The sequence below is a fragment of the Streptomyces sp. NPDC104226 genome (assembly GCF_055584085.1).
In genome coordinates, this window is the sequence record NZ_JBVJMS010000018.1 from 103,229 (window position 1) to 121,609 (window position 18,381).

The 18,381-nt window shown below is 69.0% G+C and carries 18 protein-coding genes; 6 read left to right on the forward strand and 12 right to left on the reverse strand.

The features are described from left to right. Positions 1–16: 16 nt before the first annotated feature. The 10 genes from ACZ60J_RS38620 to ACZ60J_RS38665 all read right to left on the reverse strand — a co-directional run bounded on the left by ACZ60J_RS38620 (position 17) and on the right by ACZ60J_RS38665 (position 7,413). Complete coding sequence (locus tag ACZ60J_RS38620) at positions 17–475, reverse strand: TadE/TadG family type IV pilus assembly protein (RefSeq protein WP_469688850.1); 459 nt, start codon at positions 473–475, stop codon at positions 17–19. After that, complete coding sequence (locus tag ACZ60J_RS38625; protein ID WP_469688851.1) at positions 472–888, reverse strand: TadE family protein; 417 nt, start codon at positions 886–888, stop codon at positions 472–474. Before ACZ60J_RS38625 ends, ACZ60J_RS38620 begins: the two co-directional genes overlap by 4 nt. A 37-nt stretch (positions 889–925) precedes the next feature. After that, positions 926–1,117: a hypothetical protein gene (locus tag ACZ60J_RS38630; protein WP_469688852.1), complete on the reverse strand. Its 192-nt coding sequence runs from the start codon at positions 1,115–1,117 to the stop codon at positions 926–928. A gap of 25 nt (positions 1,118–1,142) precedes the next feature. Continuing rightward, positions 1,143–2,039 (reverse strand): type II secretion system F family protein, encoded by an 897-nt coding sequence (locus ACZ60J_RS38635; RefSeq protein WP_469688853.1) that lies wholly within the window; start codon positions 2,037–2,039, stop codon positions 1,143–1,145. Then, a complete protein-coding gene (locus ACZ60J_RS38640; RefSeq protein ID WP_469688854.1) occupies positions 2,036–2,953 on the reverse strand; it encodes a type II secretion system F family protein in 918 nt (305 codons plus the stop codon). Before ACZ60J_RS38640 ends, ACZ60J_RS38635 begins: the two co-directional genes overlap by 4 nt. Positions 2,954–2,975: 22 nt before the next feature. Beyond that, complete coding sequence (locus tag ACZ60J_RS38645) at positions 2,976–4,385, reverse strand: CpaF family protein (protein ID WP_469688855.1); 1,410 nt, start codon at positions 4,383–4,385, stop codon at positions 2,976–2,978. A 148-nt stretch (positions 4,386–4,533) separates the two neighbouring features. Further along, positions 4,534–5,403 carry a MinD/ParA family ATP-binding protein gene (locus ACZ60J_RS38650; RefSeq protein WP_469688856.1) on the reverse strand — a complete coding sequence of 290 codons (870 nt, stop codon included), beginning with the start codon at positions 5,401–5,403 and terminating at the stop codon, positions 4,534–4,536. Further along, a complete protein-coding gene (locus ACZ60J_RS38655) occupies positions 5,400–6,089 on the reverse strand; it encodes an SAF domain-containing protein (RefSeq protein ID WP_469688857.1) in 690 nt (229 codons plus the stop codon). The genes ACZ60J_RS38650 and ACZ60J_RS38655 overlap by 4 nt, the downstream gene beginning before the upstream one ends. A gap of 35 nt (positions 6,090–6,124) precedes the next feature. Continuing rightward, positions 6,125–6,697 carry an ATP/GTP-binding protein gene (locus ACZ60J_RS38660; RefSeq protein ID WP_469688858.1) on the reverse strand — a complete coding sequence of 191 codons (573 nt, stop codon included), beginning with the start codon at positions 6,695–6,697 and terminating at the stop codon, positions 6,125–6,127. Between the two features lie 293 nt (positions 6,698–6,990). Then, positions 6,991–7,413: a hypothetical protein gene (locus ACZ60J_RS38665; protein ID WP_469688859.1), complete on the reverse strand. Its 423-nt coding sequence runs from the start codon at positions 7,411–7,413 to the stop codon at positions 6,991–6,993. A gap of 812 nt (positions 7,414–8,225) precedes the next feature. On the opposite strand from ACZ60J_RS38665, the gene ACZ60J_RS38670 reads away from it, so the two are divergent. The 3 genes from ACZ60J_RS38670 to ACZ60J_RS38680 all read left to right on the forward strand — a co-directional run bounded on the left by ACZ60J_RS38670 (position 8,226) and on the right by ACZ60J_RS38680 (position 12,917). Further along, a complete protein-coding gene (locus ACZ60J_RS38670) occupies positions 8,226–9,485 on the forward strand; it encodes an outer membrane protein assembly factor BamB family protein (RefSeq protein ID WP_469688860.1) in 1,260 nt (419 codons plus the stop codon). A 116-nt stretch (positions 9,486–9,601) separates the two neighbouring features. After that, on the forward strand, positions 9,602–11,044 hold the full coding sequence (locus tag ACZ60J_RS38675; RefSeq protein ID WP_469688861.1) for a hypothetical protein: 1,443 nt from the start codon (positions 9,602–9,604) through the stop codon (positions 11,042–11,044). A 574-nt stretch (positions 11,045–11,618) separates the two neighbouring features. Continuing rightward, positions 11,619–12,917, forward strand: coding sequence for a hypothetical protein (locus ACZ60J_RS38680; RefSeq protein WP_469688862.1), 1,299 nt, complete (start codon positions 11,619–11,621; stop codon positions 12,915–12,917). Positions 12,918–12,965: 48 nt separating this feature from the next. Here the strand turns inward: ACZ60J_RS38680 and ACZ60J_RS38685 are convergent, their stop codons facing one another. Both ACZ60J_RS38685 and ACZ60J_RS38690 read right to left on the reverse strand, forming a co-directional pair. Next, the gene (locus ACZ60J_RS38685) at positions 12,966–13,427 is read right to left on the reverse strand and encodes a hypothetical protein (RefSeq protein WP_469688863.1); all 462 of its coding nucleotides are present in this window, start codon (positions 13,425–13,427) and stop codon (positions 12,966–12,968) included. Beyond that, on the reverse strand, positions 13,427–13,879 hold the full coding sequence (locus ACZ60J_RS38690; protein ID WP_469688864.1) for a hypothetical protein: 453 nt from the start codon (positions 13,877–13,879) through the stop codon (positions 13,427–13,429). The genes ACZ60J_RS38685 and ACZ60J_RS38690 overlap by 1 nt, the downstream gene beginning before the upstream one ends. Positions 13,880–14,599: 720 nt before the next feature. Here ACZ60J_RS38690 and ACZ60J_RS38695 point away from each other — a divergent pair. The 3 genes from ACZ60J_RS38695 to ACZ60J_RS38705 all read left to right on the forward strand — a co-directional run bounded on the left by ACZ60J_RS38695 (position 14,600) and on the right by ACZ60J_RS38705 (position 17,548). Next, positions 14,600–15,295, forward strand: a complete 696-nt coding sequence (locus ACZ60J_RS38695) for a hypothetical protein (RefSeq protein ID WP_469688865.1) — start codon at positions 14,600–14,602, stop codon at positions 15,293–15,295. A 502-nt stretch (positions 15,296–15,797) separates the two neighbouring features. After that, positions 15,798–16,178 carry a hypothetical protein gene (locus ACZ60J_RS38700; protein WP_469688866.1) on the forward strand — a complete coding sequence of 127 codons (381 nt, stop codon included), beginning with the start codon at positions 15,798–15,800 and terminating at the stop codon, positions 16,176–16,178. A gap of 365 nt (positions 16,179–16,543) precedes the next feature. Continuing rightward, the gene (locus tag ACZ60J_RS38705) at positions 16,544–17,548 is read left to right on the forward strand and encodes a DUF932 domain-containing protein (protein ID WP_469688867.1); all 1,005 of its coding nucleotides are present in this window, start codon (positions 16,544–16,546) and stop codon (positions 17,546–17,548) included. Positions 17,549–18,381: the final 833 nt, after the last annotated feature.

An 18,381-nucleotide genomic window follows, 5' to 3' on the forward strand; every position in this document is an offset into this window, starting at 1 on the left:
CCGTGAACCAGCGGGATCATTGGCGCCCCCGGTGCGTGTCAATGGGGCTGGTCCACGATGCGGTGAGCGTCTTGGAGCCGGGCAGGCCGGGAAGTCCGATGTCGGACAGGTTCGCTGTACAGGCGATCGTCGCGGTCACGTTCGCGGCGACGCCAGCGTCCAGCGCGTAGCCCGAGGTGTCGACGCTCACGCTGGACGCCTGACAGGTGATGCCCTCACCCTCAAGACTCCGGCCGGCCGCGGCCCGGCCCTGGCTCTGTGCTTCACCCGCGTCCCGTTCGAGCGACGCTGCGCGGGCAGCGGCCCGCGCAGCCGCGTCCACGGCACCCTCGGCATCCGTCACCCGGCCGAAGGCGACCATCAGCAGGAGCAGGGAGATCATCACCGGTGCAAGCACCGCCGTTTCCACGGCGTAGGAGCCCCGGTCGCCGCCCACCTCCCCCCTGCGGAGCCGCACCCAGCTCAGGACCTTCATGGCGCCACCGTCCAGCGTTCTATGGGGGCATCGGCAAACTGGACGACATCCAGGGTGAATCCGGGGACCAGGGTGGCGACGCGGCCGCGCACGGTGATGCGGACCTCCTCCGTGGAACTCCCCTCGGAGGAGACGCTCGCACCTTGGACGCTGCCGCCGAAGCGGCCCAGGAACGTCTGCGCCTGGGTGACGCCCGCACCCGGACCGGCGCCGAACTGCCGCCCTGCCTCGACGCCCTGGCGGGCGGCGGACTGCGCGACTTTCCGGGCGTGGAAGTACAGGCCGACCTGGATGATGGTGAAAATGAGCATGAGCACGACGACGGCCAGGACCGCGAACTCGACGCTGGCGAAGCCGCCGTCGCCCCGAAGCCGGCGCCACCCGTACCCACGCTTCACGCTGGGGCCTTTCATCCGTGCCCTCCCCTCGTCTCTTTGATGTCAGTGCTGGTCAGCCGCCGCTGATGACGCCGATCTTCTCCAGGAGCTTGGTGCGGATGGCCACCACCAGCAGGCCGGCGCCGACCAGCAGCGCTCCGGCAATCAAGGCCATCTCGGTGGATGTCTGGCCGGCGTCACCCCTGCCCGCGCGGAGTGCCGTGTAGTGGCTGCGGATCCATACGGTCAGGCTCTGGATGTCCATGGGTGGGGTTCCCCCTCTGGTTGGTTCAGCTTCCGAGAATGGTGATCGTGATGGGGATCATCACGAAGGTGAGCATCAAGATGACGCCGAAGGTGACCGGCAGGATCATCGCTGCGCTCGCCGCGTTGGCCTGGGCCTTGGCGTCCGACAGCATCGCGATGCGCAGCTGGCGGGCCTGGGCCTGGAGTGTGGTGTAGACGGCCGCGCCGTCGCCAGCGAGGGCGAGGGTGTCGGCGGGGCGGGTCAGTTCAGGGATGTCCAGTTCGTCGCCGAGCTGCTTGAGGGCATCCCACACGGTGACGCCGGCGAGGTCGGCTTGGTGGAAGACCTGGCGCATGCGGACGAAGATGAATCCGTCGCCGACCTCGGCGGTTCGGGTCAGGGCCTGAGCGGCGCCGGAGTTGGCGATGCGGGCGAGCGCGACGCGTTCCAGGTAGGAGGCGACCGCGGACCGTACGACCAGACGGGCGGCGGCGGCGTCGCGGGCGACTTCCCTGCCGGGCCAGATCCAGAAGAGACCGGCGAAGGCCAGGGAGACGAGCGCGGGCAGCGCGAACGGCAGCGGGGTGCCGGCAAGGGCGAGCAGAGCCTGCAGCAGTTGTGGCGCCACCAGCCCGTATAGCGCGAACAGAGCACGCTTGCCGAGGTGCTCGGCCGGGCTGATGCTCAGCAGGGCCAGGTCCCGGACGGGCAGTGTGAGGCGCCCGCCGAACTCGCCCAGGAGCTTGGCCCCGACCCGTTCTGGCAGCGTCCCGGGGCCGTGAGTTGTGGTAGGCGCCATGCGCGGCGCACCGGTCTTGGCAACGTCCAGGCGGTCGAGCGTGGAGGCCAGACTCTGGCGGGCCGGCAGGAGCGCGCGGACGGCCAGGCCGATCAGCAGACCGGAGGCGGCCGCGGGAAGAACTGCGGTCAGCGGGATCATCGGGTGCCTCCGGTCAGGGGGAGCGCGGCGGCGGGCAGCGGGTCGATGAGGCGGGGATCGGGCTGGGTCCGCGCGATCTTCCGCAGCCAGCGGAGCGTGTAGGCGAACAGACCGCCGAGGCCGGCGAGGATGATCTGCCCGAGCGGGCTCTGGTACCAGCCCGACCAGGCGTCGTTGAGCATGCAGCCGACGACGACCACGCTGATGACCACGGAGACCATGCGGGAGCTTTTGCGGACCTTCGCACGGTCGGCCTCAATGTCGCGTGCGTCCGCGGCCTGCTGGTGGATGGTGACCGCCATGGACTCCAGCGCCGCTGACAGGCCGCGGCCCTTGTAGACGGCGTGGGACTGGAACAGCAGCACCACGTGGTCGCTGACGCCGTCGGCAAGTTCGTCGGCGAGCAGGGCGAAGGCCCTCTCTGGGTCCAGCCCGGAGCGAAGGCGTTCCGCCAGTGCCCGCACGCTCGGTGCGATCGGGGTGGGGGCCGCCTTGGCGGAGGACCGGATGGTCTGGGTCAGGGAGATGCCGGCCTGGTGGACTCCGGCTAGGTGGTTGAGCCACTGGCCGAGTGCTTCGAGGCGTTCGATGCGCTGGACGGCGGCTGTACCGGGGTTCAGGACGTAGGGCAGGCCCAGGACAGCGGCGCCGGCGAGGAGGCCGTGGACGGGCCAGCCCGTCCACGCCCACACGGCCAGCGTCACTGCGGCGGCCACCGTGCACAGGTGGCGCCAGCGGTTCTGCCAGGACTGCGGCAGTTCGGCTTTGGCCCGCTGGATCCGCCCGGCCGTACGGCTCGCTGGTTTGCCCGGGTCCACCGTGCGGCCGCGCAGTTCACGGACGGCTGCGAGGAGCGCGAGGACCATGACGGCGGCGCAGCAGGCTGCGACGAGGGCGAGCTGGTTGGAGTTCACCGGATCTCCCGGAGGGGTGTCTTCATCGGCGTACCAGCTCCAAGGGGGCGCCCCAGGCGTTCTCGTGCTCGTGGGTGAGCCAGTGGCGGTAGAAGTTCCCGGTGAGTTCCAGCTCGTCGACGAAGGAGGGCATGTTGCGGTAGACGGCCCGCCGCTCGGTGCCCTGCGGCGCGAAAATCTCGGTGATGGTGGGGCGGCCGCCTTCACCGACGACGTCGTGGATCTCCACGACGTGGGAGACGAAACGGTGCTTGCGGCCACCGAGCGCGGTCTCGTCCAGGTAGGTGATGTACACGACGATGTCGACGGAGGAAGCGATGAGGTGATGGGCCGCATCCGTCTGCATGCCAGCCTTGGTGCACAGCTGGACCAGGCGGCTGATGATGCCGTGCGGCCTGCGCACGTGCAGGGTACACATCGAGCTTTTGCCGCCCGCGGACATGGTGTCGAGCATGGAGAGGATTTCCTTCGAGCGGACCTCACCGACCATCACCCGGGTCGCGTTGTAGCGCAGCGCGGTGTCGAACATGTCGGCGATGGTGATCTCGCCGGCCTTCTCGCCGCCGCGCATCTCACCGTTGGACTGGCGGGCTTCGAAGGCGAAGGTCAAAGGGCCGGGCTTGTGGGCCGGACCGGGCTCATCCAAATAGAGCTCGCGGTCCGACTCAAGGGTGACCAGCCGCTCCTCCTCCGGGATCTCCCGTCCCAGGGCCCGCAGAAGGCTCGTCTTGCCGGCTCCCATGCTGCCCACGACCAGAATGTTCATCTCAGCCTGGACACAGGCGACCAGGAAGGCGCGCAGAATCGGGTTGATGGAGCCCATCTCCAGGAGCTCGTCCAGGCCGTGGTCACGGATGCGGTGCTTGCGGATCGCCACCGAAGGCCGGGTCGTGAGCAGGCTCGAGGTGACACGGGAGCCGTCCGGCATCCGGAACCCGATCGAGGGCGTGGACTGGGACAGCGACCTCTCGCCGTGCCCGGACAAGCTCGCCATTCTGTTGACCCAGGCGATGAGCTCGTCGTGGGAGTCGGCGACCTTGTCGATGGTCTGGCGGGGCCGGTCGAAGTACTCAATGTGGGCTTTCAGGCCGTCGACCATGATGTCCTCGACGCCGTCCTGGTCCAGCAGGGACTGCAGGCGCCCGCCACGGAACATGGAGTCGAAGACGGCATCGCTTATCGCGCGTTCCTGGTCGGCGCTGAGCGGGGTGTTGCCCTGCGCGTAAAGGATCACCCACTGCGCGACCGCCGCATTGACCAGGGAACGGGCTCGCGCACGGCGATCATCTCCGTCCAGAAGCCGGTTGGGGTCCTCCGCGGTCAGTTTCTGGGAGACGTCCGCCTGCAGGGACTCGATCACATCCCATGTGACCGGCAGTTCACCGGGCAGCCCGGCGAGCCAGGGCACCGATGCCGGACCGGCAGGGGGCACGGGGAGAGCCGCGCGGGCCGCGGGCAGGGGAGGCCGGACAGCCGGTACGGCGGCGCGTGGCCGGGATTGCTGCCCGTGGCCGATCCTTCCGGCGAGCAGACTCGTGATGTCGGCAGGCCCCGCAGCAGGGCCGGGGCGCTGGTGAGTGTCAGCCACGGGGCGCCACCTCCCGGCTGAGTCGCTGCAGCACGCCGGACAGCTGCGGATTCGCAGCGGCGGCCGGGTACTGGCGTTGCAGACGCCGGCGCGATGCGGCGGCCCGGAAGTGGTCAGCAGCGGTGCGCGCGCGGGGGAGCAGCGGGTTGCGTTTGGTGTTGCGCGGTGGCTGCCCGCCGTAGGTGAGGTAGCCGGCGGTTTCCGGGTCGAAGGGCAGCGTCGCCAGGACGGGCAGGCGCAGGGTCTCGGCGATCTCGTGGGCTCGGGCAGGGCCCTCTTCGATGAGGAGCAGGCCGAGTGCGTCCGCGCCGGTGCCCCGCTCGTCGAGCTCCGCTTTCAGCGGTTCGACGACGTGGCGGGCCAGGGACAACGACTGGCTGGTGCCGCGTACGACGATGAGGACCAGGTCCGCGCCATGGAGCAGGGGAGCCGGGGTCAGGACCGGGTGCAGGGCACCTGACTCCAGGGCAATCCGGCCGGCGTCGACGGTCACGTCGTATCCGCCCTCATCCGAGAGCACCCGCATCACCTGCGCGAGTGCCGGCCAGGTCCGGCCCAGCGCCGCGGCCTGCGCAGGGTCAGTCAGACCGGGCAGAACCCGGCGGTTGCCGGCTCCGTCCAGGGGGACCAGGTGGCTGGCGAAGGTGTGCGCGAGCGCGTCATCACCCGCGCGTTCGGCCGCAGCCAGGTGGTAGAGGCCGTAGGAGGCGTCGACCCGGCCCTGCAGGAGCCCAGCGCGGATGGTCCCTCCGGCCGGATCACACTCGGCCAGCAGTGAAGGTCGCGAGGAGGCGAGAGCAAGGGCCAGTGCGCTGGTGGTGACACCGGAGGATTTTGCGGAGACGAGCGCGGTCACGGTCACGAGGTGCTCCGGGCTTCGCGTACAAGAGCGACCCGGCCCGCGGAGGCACGCGTTGCCAGGAGAGGGCCGTCTGAAGCGGCGACGGCCAAGTTGATGACGATGGCGCCGGAGGCGTCCGGCCGACTGACGGAGACGACGACGGCCTTCACCGATACCGGAGGGGCCTCTGCTTCCTTTCCGCTGACCTGTTCGCCCTGCGCAGGCACGGTCACCGCGAGGACCTTGTCGCCCGGCACCAGAGCACCGGCAGGAGCCTGGCCCCGCTTGACCTGCACACCGACCTGGGCTTTGTCGTCGCCAAGCCCCGTGCCAGGGTTCAGCTGTGAGGCGAGGAGCAGCCCGCCCTTGCGCAGGTCCACGGCGGGCCGCTTCCCGACCACCGAGGCGCGGTCGGCGGCGGGCATCGGTGTGAGCGCGCCGTCGGCGGACACCTCGGCGATCACGATGTCGGCGGCGGTCAGCGGCTGCCCGGCCGGTACGTCCTGCGCGATCGCGAGGACCTTGGTGCGCTCTCCTACCGAGGTGACCGCGGCGGCGGCGCCGAGTGCGCCCGCGATGGCGAGCACGGTGCACAGTGCGGCGACGCCGTAGCGGCGCTGCCGCTTGGCTGGGACCGCGGTGGTGATGGGCAGGTCGGTACGCGGGCCGGCGGGGCGCGGCACCGGCGGGGCGACGGGGGATTCCATACGGGTGCCTCTCGGGGAAGAGCAGGTGCGACGTGCTAGTTGAGGACCTGGACCTCGACGACGTTGATGTCCACGGCGCTGGTGCGGACCTCGGTGAGCTGGCCGGCCTGGGCGCCGCCGGTGACCTGCCAGTCGATCGACCAAGTCGAGGTCGCGGTGACGTGGTACTTCCCGCCGGCGGTGGACGACGGTGCCGTGTAGCGGTGCCCGCAGTCCGGTGAGGGCGTCTTGCCGTACTCCGCCTTGTAGGGGGTCCCGGCTGTGGTGCAGGTGACGGTGTGCCCGTCTCCCATGGTCCAGACGATCTTGCTGACCCTGGCGGTGGCCGTGACGCTGACCGGGCCGATTGAGGCGGACGCGACGTTCGGGCCGTACGTTTCAGGGCCCGTCTCGGTCCACATGTAGACCGGCATGCCGACCACGCCCTTCCCGCCAGGCTTGGGCGTGATCCCGATCGCCGGCGGACGTAGCAGCATCTTGTCCACAGCCTGCTGTGCAACGACCGCGGGATCGATCACCGGACCGCCACCACCGGGCGGGGCCGTGGTGAAGATGTTCTTGATCTCGTGCATGCCGGTCTCGTTGTCGAGGCAGTCCTCGATGTACATGGAGACACCGGGCTGTCGGCCACCGGGCCCCCACAACCCGCTGTTGTCCGAGGGCTGCGGGTCGGCCAGGGTGTAGGTGCAGGTGTAACGGCCTTTCCCTCCCCCGGTGTCGCCGCCACCACCGCTGCTGCCGCCGTCATCGCCGGGCGGGTGCGTTGCGCCGGGGTCTCCAGGGACCACGACGATCGGGCAGACGTATTTGTTCTCGCACCGCGGCTTCTTTGCTGCTTCAGCCGTAGCAGGGAGAGCGAGTGATACAGCAAGGGGAAGGGCGAGGACCGCGTATCTGCGCGCTAGCACGGCTGGTCCGCGTGCAGGTCGTCCTTGAGGACCTTCCACGAGCCGTCCCAGCGCTCCATGACGCTGGTGATGACGTACCTGCTGACAGTGCTGGAGTCTACGGGGGCCGGCCGCCCGGACTTCTTGTCGGTGATCTTCCACTTGGAGACATCCAGGCACGCCGAGATGGCGACATTGGGGGTCTTCTTCTCTAGCTCCGCCCCAGTCACGGTGGCGCTGGAGACCACCGGCTCGCCTGTCATGACCCGGCCGTTGGTCTTCAGGTTGGCGACTGTCTCCATGGCATTGTTCAGCGCATCGGCAACGGCATATCGCTTCAGGTCCGTCCCCTCGATCGCCGGAATCGCAAAGGCCCTGGGTACTTCGGTCCAGTACGCCTTATAGGCGGTGAGCGCATCCGTCTTCGCGGTCTCCACCGGATCGGCTGGTGCCTTGCTGGCGGGAGCATTGGATACGGGCGGGCTGACGGGTTCACTCGACTTGCTGTCGGGTTCCTTGGACGAGGTGCAGGCTGAAGTGAGGACTGCGCAGGCGGCGAGGAATAGGGGGAAGGACCGGCTCCGATTCTTTCCGGTTCGACGGTGTAGTTCAACAAGTGCCATGGGTACCGCTACCTCCCCGTAGTACCGAGCCAGAATCTACCGGCGTAGGCAGTCGCGTGCCGGTGGTGCTTAAACCCCAACCGCCACATCCAGCCGGACGTTCCCATACGTTACGCAGAGTTTGGGCAACATCGAAAGCGGTTAGTGCAGTTCACGGACGTGGGATGGGAACAAACCGGCACTTTTTCGCACGCGGACTGCACCCCCTCGGAATTAAGTCCGAAAGGTCGGACATCGGCAGCTGGAATGTCTAGGGAGCGACCTCTGGGCGAGGAGCCTCCTCCATTCACGCGCAGGCCGGGACCCCGCCTGCGGGTTGGCTGAATGTGGAACCTGAAAGGCTGGAAACCTGCGCAACCATCTGAGCTGATTCCGTCGCACGAGGCAGCCGATATCGGGTTCCTGGCGACTGCTGAACCAAGGCAGCCGGCTGACAGCCTCTTCTGCATCCGCACCGGCACGTTTCTGCACCTCAACCTCGTCTAGTCCCAGCGTTGGGCCGCCCCGCTTTGCGCGAAAGCCGAGCATCGTGATCATCCCGACGAATATGGTTGGTCGATCCAGATGGGCAGACACGCGATCGGGGAGAAATGCGGTCTCAATGGGGTTCGAGAAGGTTCGTCGGCTTGACGCTGGGCGTCGTCGTGGCCGGCTCAGCGCTCGCGGGCTGCGGGGGCGAGGACCTCAAGCAGCCCGGAAAGTACGCGAGCCCGCAGGTCCACTCACCATCGCCAACCAAGCCGGCTCGCAGCGCCTTCGACCCGCCCCTGAAGTTCGACGGATCTGGGACGAACCAGGTGGACCTGTCGGACGCGCGTCAGCCGAGCACCAGCAGCGGCGATGCGAGCTGGCCTGCCGTGACGCTGACCGACGGAACCGCCTACGTCACCGCGGAGAGCGGTCTGAAGGCGGTGGACACCGGGACCGGCGAAGTGAGGTGGGAGGCAGACACGAAGAACCCTCCTGAGCTGGGCGGCTTCGGTCACGAACGAACTGCTCCCCTGGTGAAAGCTTTTGAGGGAGTCACGACGGTACTCGCGGCGTTCGACCGGACGGTCAAGGCGCAGGGGACAACGCCCTCCCGCGACGTCATCGAGGTGCTCTCCGTGGACGCCGCCACGGGCAGATCCATCTGGACGGCCGAGTTCCAGCCGGTGTCGGGAGGGCCGGTCAGTCTCAGCGAAGTCCGGGCTTCGCAGGTCGTCGCCGTGGACAAGGACAACGTCGTGGTGGTGGCCTCGAACGCGACGTACGTTCTGAGCCGGCAGGACAGCAGCGTGCGCTGGAAGCAGCCCGGCCTCCGGGCCGCCGTCCTTGCGGACGGCGTGGTCGCGGGCTCCCAGTCCACCGACGTGATGCAAGGCCAGATCTCTGGCTTCGCGGTGGAGAGCGGGCAGCCGCGCTGGACGGCGCTGAAGGGCAAAGGCCCCCTGCCTGTGTCCGCCGCGGGTCCCGGGATGCTGGCCACGAGCCGCGACTCGAAGCTCACGATCTTCGACGCGGTCACCGGTGCCGTTCGGGCTACGGCCGACAGCTCCGTGAAGCTTGGCGGGTCTTGGATCTGCCGATACGACGAGCAGTCCCTCGTGCTGTGCGCGCTCGAGACGGGGGGCGGGGGCACCAGCAGCATCGTCGTGTTCAACGCCTCGAGCACGCAGAAGGTGTGGCAGTTGCCCGACGGCTCCGGACGGCTGATCCCCCGCGTGACGGCCTTCTGGCACGGCGCCGCGTACGGCAGAACCTCGAACGGGTCCGTAGTCCTCGACGGCCAAACCGGGCAGGACCGTGCTGCGGATCCCGATGGGAACGCCCCCTTCGAAGTGGACCAATACTCGGGCCTCTCTATGTCCAACGGAGCAGTGACGATCAACAGCGCGACAGGCTGAGCACGGGGACATGCGGCAGGCGCGACGGGCGATGGCCCTGCCACACGGATCCACGCAGGTCGGCGATGCCGGCACGGGAGGTCTCAAAGCCGGTAGTTGCAGAGGGGAGCAGCGCAGTGGCAGAGAAGATGCGAGGCGTGCGTATTCCGTGGGTGAAGGACTCCCGGGGGGATGACTACGACCGATCAGCCATCGATACCAAGCCCGTGCCCCCCTATCTGGTACCGCTGTACTGCGGTGGCTGCGGCGTGGAAGTGTCAGTCAGGACCGGCAACGCCGAGGACCCGGGCTCCCGGATGTCGCACTTCTTCAAACCGCATGGCCGGGAACACGCACTGTGGTGCAACTTTGATCTGCCCCTGCGGGGCAAGGAACTCCTCACCGCGTCCCAAGGCACCGTGGTCCGCAAGGACGGCCAGTGGCGCCTGAAGTGTCCGCCCGTCTCACGTGCCGGAGGACCGGGCGGCACTTCGGGCGTGACACGGCCTGCGGACCGGCCGCCCCGCGGTGGTTCGAGTGGACCGCGGCCGACGAGTAAGCAGCAGGGCCCGGCGATCGCCTCCGCCCGGCGTATCGTCAGGCTCCTCAAGAACTTCCGCTCGGACACCGAGGCTGTCGCCGAGTTCGCCGCCATCGCTCCCGACGGGCACAGCCATATCGCCTGGGACGAGTTCTGCTTCGGCCCCCAGGACGCCGACCGGCTGGCCCAGGCCCTCATCGACGGAACAGCCCGCAGCATTCCGAACGCCGTCTGGGGACCCGCGCACACCGCGGGCGTGGCCAAGAAGGGCACCACCCACGTCGCGATGTACGTTGCCCGAAACCCGGTGCTCGTGGACGGGAAACAGCTGAAACTCCGCGTCGCGATCCGCTGCGACAACCCGGAATGGATCGCAGCCCACACCGCTACGGGCGAGTTCCTCGGCTACGGCTACTGGGAGCTGTTCCCCGACATCGCCAAGGCCGCGACCTGGGGGTGGGTCGAGCTGCAGCTGTGGATCCGTGAGCCCTGGCAGGTAGAACGCTGGGGTGTCTCACCGGACGCAACCGCGCCTTCCAGGAGCACACCACCCCGGCCGCGCCCGCCGGCGCCGCCCACGCACGGCACCACCGTTCGGGCCATTCCGGGGAAACCTCCACGCCGGCCCGCCGGGGAGCAAGCAGCATCCGCTGCGAGCCCATCTGCCGGCCCACCGCCAGGGATCGCTCGGGTTCAGCCTCTGGCAGCCAGGGACCAGCCTGTCCAGGAAGGCCGAGACGACGAGCAGGACGGACAGCAGGCAACCGAACCTTCGCCCGTGGCCGACGGACACGACCGCGCTCCGTCCGAGGCAACCGACGCCCGCGACCGTCTTCATCCGCCGGAGGAACCGCGCAGTCATGACCGGCCGGAGCAGGCGTCCCGTGTGGAGCGCGGCACTGTCGAACAGCCGGACGTCGAGGAGCCCTTGCCTCCCGCTGTCGTGGTCCCGCCGCTGCCGCCCTATCCCCCGTCCGTGCCCCGTGTCAGTCCGGAAGAGACGAAGCGCCGCTGGCGTGACTGGCTGTGGCGGCGATGACGGCGGCCCTACAGGGGCGGCCGCCGCGCCGGCAGGACCCGTACGACACAGATCGCTGCCGCACGGGGACAGGTTCAGTCGACATCCGGTACGGCGCGGGCCAACGGTCCGAGGTCGCCGTATAGCGCGGCGTGCACTGCCGCGGCGAGCTCCCGCGCCCGCTCTGCGCTCACGACACCATTCAGCAGCACGTAGTCCGGGCCGGCCGCTGTGTGCCCCCGGGCCTCGCCCCGAGAGCCCAGGAGTGCTACGGCCTCTCGTACGGCAGCCGCTGCGGACGGGCTCACGGCATGGGACGGGTGACGCACGCTCTTCACTGTCCAGTGCCGGCCGCGCCGCTCGATACCCACATAGGTGACCCCCGCGCTCTTGGCGGCCCGGTAGGCCGCAGAGAAGGCAGCGGTGCCCGTGGCATCAGGAATCAGCCTGGCCGGGCAGGGAATCGGTGGCGGCTCCATGAGCAGCATGATCCCAGAGGAGCTGCAACGGGTTGTCTCGCTCTGCCACGATGAGGACCATCACCAGAAGTGCAGGGCGGCAGCACACGAGGGCGTACATAGAGGGTGGCGGGGATATGAGCAGCGGCTGGCAGCAGGCGATCTCCGAGCTGCGTGCCCAGGGCGACGCCGCCCGGGCCGGCCGTGAACGCGTGGGCGCGCTCGGCGCTGACGGCAGCCGCGAGGTCCGCCACACCGCCGTCGCGGTCCTCTACGCCGTCGAGGCCGACTACCTGCGCTCCGCCCAGGCCCTGCTGCGCGCTCACCTCGCAGACCGGCGCCCGCCCCGAAGGCTGCCCGCCGCCCGGATCTGGCCGGGCTTGCGGGACATATGGAGGGACCGGACCCTGCACAGGAGGGGAGGGCTGTGGCGGGCTGTCCCGGACAAGGCCGCCTTGGCCCAGATGCGCAGCGCCCTGCCCGGCCCACTGCTGGAGGTGGTGATCGAACAGGCTGAGGCTCTGCAGGCTAGCCTCCGTGGTCACCGTCAGCGGGACAGCTTGTACGAGTCCTACATCCCCGACCCCGCTGGCAGCCTTGGGGGCGACCTCCTGGGCGGGAACGGACGGTCGGCCCCCACGCTGCCCGGGTTCCCCGACCCCGCCCACCCGCTGAACCGCGCGTTCCCGCAAGGCAGTGGGATTCGTATCCAGCCGGGCCGGCTCGACGAGTTCGACCGGCTGTGGGACGACGAAAGTGCGGCGCACCAGCGGGCCGTCGCCTTCGGCGACGCGGTCCTGGTCCTCCTCGTCGAACTCCGTCTGAACGGCGTCACACCACAGGCAGGACGCCTACGCGGCGCCGGGCGCTGGATTGCCCGCGAAGAAGCACTCGTCGCACACCGGCCGACGTGGCCCGCCAAGCCCACCGGCTTCCAGATCGCGACCCTCGCCGGAACCGCAGGACTGGTGCTGGCATGCACTGGTCTTCCTCTGACCTTCGGGCAGCACGCTGATCTCCTGCCCCACTACGCCTGGCTGTTCACGGCAGCAGCCCTCATCGCGTCCACCGGCCTCGGGATCATCCTTCGGTACGTACCGAAGCTGATCCAGGGCCCCGGGCTTCGGGCTGCGGTACCCGGGATTGCCGCAGCCCTCCTTGCACTTGTGGTCTGGCAGGGCCAGGGGCCGCTCGCCAAACACTTCTTCGCCGGCCCGCACGACCGGTACGAGAGGCAGTACGCGGACGGATGCCTCGCAGTCACCCCCTACCGACACAACGCAGTCCAGACCGCCGTAGCCGGCGGTGTCCTCGTCATCACCCCCACCAACGGCGGCCCGACGCTGCGCCTGGGCCCGGCCGAGGACGGTGGGACGCACCCGCTCCGACCGCTGGACCAGGCGACCCGGACGGTACTCGACGAGCATGGGTGCTGAGCGCAAGCGCAGCGTTCTCGCCCTGCCACCTGCACGTCTAACATCAGGTCAGTGGACGCTGCGCAGGTGCCCGCGGGCCGTGGAGGGCTTGTTCGCCTTCTTGCGGGCCTTCTCTTCCTGGTGCAGGGCGAGGCGCCGCTCGTACTCCTCTTCGAAGTGCCCGACGTCGAGCCGGTCCTCTGGGGCGAGCGCGGCAAGGGCCGCGTGGCGGTCCTGAGCGTTCGAGTAGCGGGCAAGCATGGGGTGGATCTGCAACTTCCCGCGGCCGATGACGTACACGAGCCGTGCTGCCACGAGGTAGGGCATCGCCCGGCTGAGCACTCCGCGGTCGATGGCAAGGCCGGCGGCGAGTTCCTCATGTGTGGCACGGACGAGCCCGCCGTCCTGCTGCTGCGTGAGCATGTAGAGGAGCACCTTGTAGCCGGTGGGCGGCAGGCTGGGCACGTACCCGAACCCCGCGTATGGGTCGTCCTGCGGCATGGGCCACCGTGCCGCCGAAGCGATGCTCATCACTTCCCCTTCCTCGTCTGCCGGGGTCCTTCCGGCAGCTTGGCGTCCACCTGCGCCATCGCCTTGAACGCTTCTGGAGCGGAAGGGTCGTCCAGGATCTCCTTGAGGAGGTCCAGCTGCTGAACCCGTTCCGGTGCGCCTCCTGGGACTTTACGCTTCCCCGCGGCCGGCGGGCGTACGCCCCCGCGCAGCACCGCGGAGGGGACGATCTGGTAGACGCCGCGGCGGACACGGCGCAAGACGCCGTCTTCGACGAGCACACCCAGCGCCCAAGCGACGTGGGAGCGGCTGTAGCCGCTGCCGATCGACTGGCCGATGTGCTCTTGGGTCTGCTCGATGTGCCCGCCAATCTCCTGCAGCCCGATCATCGCGACGAGGACGGCCAGAACGAAGCGGTCCTCGGCATCTCCGTATCGGCGCACAGCCCACAGCAGGAACTGCAGGGAGTCCATGCTGTAGGAGCCGCCGAGGAACGCGTTGGACGTCGCGAGCGGATAGAGGTGCGCGCCGTATCCGGCCGGGAGGTCGAGGGCCTGGCCCCGGTCCGGCCGTGATCTCGAGGGGGTCGTGGGCGGCGCTGGGGGCAGGGGCCTGCGGCGCTTCGTGGGCCGCGGAGGCGGGATGGGAACTGCGGGCTCGTTGGCTGCACTCATCGGTCGGTGGGCCCCTCGTTGTCCTGTGTACGCGTGAGCAGGCTAGTGCACTGTTGCAGTAGTGCCACGATCGCCGTGCCGATACAGCAACCGAACTTCGAAGAACGTCGGCACAGGGCCGACGTTCTCGCTTGCCTCACTCTTCCGCCGGGACCTCATCGGATACCTCACCGCGGTAATCCGGACGGCGTCACGGAACGGGCGCGACCACACTCACCGCTCACCCACCAACCCCCGCCGAGCGGCGGTGAGCCGGACACGCGTCCCAGGACGAGGGCCCGCACCGTGAAATGAATGTGGCCGGCGCCCACTTCCGCGTAAGCGGGTGGCAAGGGCGCCGGCCGACCGAAGAACACTCCGCAGGGAACCCTGGGGCGCGTCGTCAGCCCGAGCATAGCTCCTGGCACTCGGAGAGCTCAGGACTTCGCTATGAGTGCGATACATTTTTTCAGCCGCGAGGCCGGCCGACAGCGATGGCGGCCACCGCGGGGCACTGGTGACCGTTGGGAGGCATTTTCCGTGATCCGCGCAGGGCGCACTGCCCTTGGCCGCAAGGAAGTTGCCGAGGTCCTCGGCATGCGCTGGTCGACCTTCAACAAGGGCAAGCCGTACAACGCCGAGGGATTCCCCCCGCCCGTCTCCTCCGACGGGGCACTGGTCCTGCTGTGGGACCAAGAGCAGGTCGAAGCCCATCACCGCGGAGAAGCGCTGCCCGCCCTCCCGGAGGCCGAGAACGACGCCGACCTCCTGGACCGGCGGGAGGCCGCGGCCGTGCTCGGCGTGAAGCCGCGCAGCGTCGACAGCTACAAGCACGAGGAGCCCCTCGCCAGCCACACCATCACGGTGGGCGGAGTCGAGCACTGGCCCCGCGCCGCCCTGCGCGCGTACGCGGCGCAGCGGGGAACGGTGACGGCGCCTCGCGGCCGGCCCCGCGGCGCGGGCGACATGGTCCCCCGCGACCTCCTCCCCGCCCGCATCGCCGAGCTCCTCGACGCCGATCCCGCGGTGACGGCCGCTCACGTGGTCGACGTCCTGGGCGTGTCCGTGCCCACCGCTCAGAAGCACCTCATCCAGGCGCGCGCGGCGCGCATCGCTGCGGCGGCGCGCGCGAATCCGGACCTCGAAACAGACCAGGCCGCGGAGCAGCTCGGCTTTCCGCCGGCAGTACGCCGGGCGGCCCTCAAAGCCGCGCAGGAGCTCCTGAACACCCCTTGACATCGGACTTGCCCTGAGGGGGCCTCAGCGGACGGCTGAGGCCCCCTCAGGGCTTTTCTCTGCCGGGTGGGGGCGGGCGTTGCGGAGCCGGTGCCGCCCAGGTTTGGGGTGGCTCCGCTGCGCTGCGCCACCCCAAACCCGCGTGCCGGGCTCCGCTTCGCTGCGCCCGGACCGAGCGCTGCGCGCTCTCACGCGCTGCGGGATACGGCAGGCGGCCACTGCGCTCGCTTCGCTCCCACAGCGGCCTCGCTTCGCGCTGCCGTATCCCTTGCCCTCGCCGCTGCGCGGCGAGGGTGCTGGACGACACCGGCTCCGCAATGCCCGCCCCCACCCGGCAGAAACCGCCTGCGACCTGCGGATACATCACTCCTTCGAGGGGCCGGAAAGGCTGCTTCCACCTTCATTAAGTACACAGATTGCGATAGAATTTTCTTGTTGGTGAGGGCCCCGTGGCAAGGCCCCACCAATGACCGAAGAACCCCCTTCAACCCAAGGGAGAAGCATGCCTGTACGCCCGGCACGCCTGGCCGTGGAAGTATCGCCCGCAGGCGGATTCCACGTCCTGGGCTGGACCCCCGAGATGACCGCACAGCGGGCCCTCGGCGCGGACTCCGTCGCACATCACGCTCTGACCGACTCGCTGTCCATCTGGACGGACGACTACGCCGCCCAGTGCGGCCACACCCGCAACGAGCCCGTGGAGAAGCTCCTCGCGCTCTACCGGAGCCCGCGTACCGTGCAGGGCCGCGCCCTGTTCACGGGCCGGGCCACGGCCGACGGCACCGAGGGACTGATCTTCGAGCAGGTCCTTACGCTGCTGGACCGACTGCTGGCCCACGCCGCACCCGAGAGCCTCGACCGCCAGATCCTGACCACCTCCTGATCTTTCCCGTCCGCCGGGCGCGGCCAAGCGCCGCCCCCTGCACCAGCAAGAGCAAGGAGCGTGATTACCCATGCCGTTCGAACACCCGCTCATCTCCGCCAAGTACGCGGCAGCCCTCCTGCGCGTCCTCGCCCGCGCGGCGGGGGAAGGCATCCACGATCAAGTCCCAGCCTGCGGGGCCGCAAGCGGCACCCGGCCCCGCAGGCCCCCCTGGACGCCCCAGCGCTCACCTGACATGGCGCCAGCGGCTGCGGGGCCGTCTGCACCGCAGCCGGCCCCCCCAACCCACGAACACCACCCGACCCGCGCGGCGGGGGAGTGGCACCCCTTCCGCGCGTCCGAAGAACATCCAGAAGGAGAATCCCGTGGCACACGAGATCGAACAGTTCAGCGACGGAACGGCCGCGTTCGTGAGCGCCCGCAGGAGCGCCTGGCACACACTCGGCACCGTCACCACCGACGCCGTCACCGCCGAAGACGCCATCCGCCTCGCCGCCCTCGGCAACTGGAACGTGCGGCTCGTCAGCCTGACCGCAACAGAGCTGACCTCCGACGGCGCGACCTCGCTTGAGGTACCGAGTCACCGGGCCACTGTGCGAACCCACCCGAAGACCGGACACGCCGAGACCCTCGGAGTGGTCGGCACGGATTACCACCCTGTTCAGAACGAGGAGCATGCCGAGTTCCTGAACCACCTCGTGGACGAGTCCGGCGCGCACTTCGAGACGGCCGGATCGCTCAGGAACGGCCGCCAGGTCTTCATGACGATGAAGCTCCCCGACACCATGACCATCGGCAAGAGCGACAACGTCGACCTGTACATCGCTGCGTTCAACTCGCACGACGGCAGCAGCGCATTTCGCATCGTGGTCACGCCTGTCAGGGTGGTCTGCGCGAACACCCTGCGCGCCGGACTCCGCAACGCGAAGAGCAGCTACACGGTCCGCCACACATCCGGGGCCCGGGGCCGCATCGCCCAAGCCCGTCAGGCACTGGGGCTCACCTTCCAGTACGCCACCGAGTTCGAGAAGACTGCGCAGCGCATGATCGAAGCAGAGATGAGCACCTCGCAGCTGCGCTCCGTCGTCGAGGAGCTGTGGCCGGTCCCCGACAGCGACACCGACCGGAAGAAGAACAACCGGGACGGCCGCTGGTCTGCGATCCGGAATCTGTTTGAGCAAGCGGATACCCAGGCAAACATCCGGGGCACAGCATGGGCCGGGTACAACGCGATCACCGAGTACGCCAACCACTTCGCTCCGGCGCGCGGCGCCAGCCTCGGGGTAAAGAGTGCCTCCCGGGCGGAGCGTGTCATCACGGGGGCTGCCGACGACGTGATGGAGCGAGCCTTCCGCCTCATCAGCGTCTGAAACAGCCAAGGCGGGGCCCCAGCAATCCAGAGCGGGGGCCCGGCACGCAGCCAACGGAGCCGAAGACAGCTCACTTTGTTGCGCTACTGCCACCAAACCCCGGTGGTCGGCAAGCATCTGACGAGGCGTTCAGTTGCAGTAGCGCAACAAAACGCCGAAGATGCGTCGGCAACTACTGACACACCGCGTGGAGATGTGTCGGCCCTGCACTGACACATCTCCAGCCCAGCAACCTTCTGACCAGGCGATATGCAGTCATCTCCCTCTTAGAACGCAGGGGCATCTGTCTGGCAGGTGGTTGAAGCAGTCCCAGGGAGGGCCGAACAACAGGCGCTCAACACGGGGAGTCAGCCACGGTGCACATAGCCATTCGTCCGGACTCTCTCCGGATATCTTTCATTTTTTCCAATGCTACATTGCATCATCTTGCCTGTCTGGCATACACTGAAACCCGAGCCAACCCCCGCCCCGCTCTTCTTGTAGCCAGCGGACCCGCGTAGCGGGTTCAGGGCCTAGAGGCGAAGCCGGAAGGCCCTTTCGAGGGTGGGGGAGCGAAGCGGACTCACCCGACGGGCCGTCAGGCCCGGACCCCGTGAAACGGGGTCACTTCCCGTGCGGAGCACGGGAAGTCCCTGGCCGCGTAGCGGGCCCCTCCCGGTGGAGCGCAGCGGAACCGGGAGGCAGTCCGGAGCGAAGCGCAGGACTCCGGCCCGAAGGGCCGGCCATGGGCTCGGAGTGAAGCGGAGAGCCGGGCCCGAAGGGCCCCGCCCCCGCGCAGCGGGGGCGTTCGGCCCCCAGCGCGCAGCGCTGGGGTACCCGCTCCGCGGGAGATC

What these genes read in the sequence shown, in the direction of transcription:
- ACZ60J_RS38620 (WP_469688850.1), bottom strand. Translation starts at nt 475, where the DNA reads ATGAAGGTCCTGAGCTGGGTGCGGCTCCGCAGGGGGGAGGTGGGCGGC.
- ACZ60J_RS38625 (WP_469688851.1), bottom strand. Translation starts at nt 888, where the DNA reads ATGAAAGGCCCCAGCGTGAAGCGTGGGTACGGGTGGCGCCGGCTTCGG.
- ACZ60J_RS38630 (WP_469688852.1), bottom strand. Translation starts at nt 1,117, where the DNA reads ATGGACATCCAGAGCCTGACCGTATGGATCCGCAGCCACTACACGGCA.
- ACZ60J_RS38635 (WP_469688853.1), bottom strand. Translation starts at nt 2,039, where the DNA reads ATGATCCCGCTGACCGCAGTTCTTCCCGCGGCCGCCTCCGGTCTGCTG.
- ACZ60J_RS38655 (WP_469688857.1), bottom strand. Translation starts at nt 6,089, where the DNA reads ATGGAATCCCCCGTCGCCCCGCCGGTGCCGCGCCCCGCCGGCCCGCGT.
- ACZ60J_RS38660 (WP_469688858.1), bottom strand. Translation starts at nt 6,697, where the DNA reads ATGTACATCGAGGACTGCCTCGACAACGAGACCGGCATGCACGAGATC.
- ACZ60J_RS38680 (WP_469688862.1), top strand. Translation starts at nt 11,619, where the DNA reads ATGAGCAGCGGCTGGCAGCAGGCGATCTCCGAGCTGCGTGCCCAGGGC.
- ACZ60J_RS38685 (WP_469688863.1), bottom strand. Translation starts at nt 13,427, where the DNA reads ATGAGCATCGCTTCGGCGGCACGGTGGCCCATGCCGCAGGACGACCCA.
- ACZ60J_RS38690 (WP_469688864.1), bottom strand. Translation starts at nt 13,879, where the DNA reads ATGGACTCCCTGCAGTTCCTGCTGTGGGCTGTGCGCCGATACGGAGAT.
- ACZ60J_RS38700 (WP_469688866.1), top strand. Translation starts at nt 15,798, where the DNA reads ATGCCTGTACGCCCGGCACGCCTGGCCGTGGAAGTATCGCCCGCAGGC.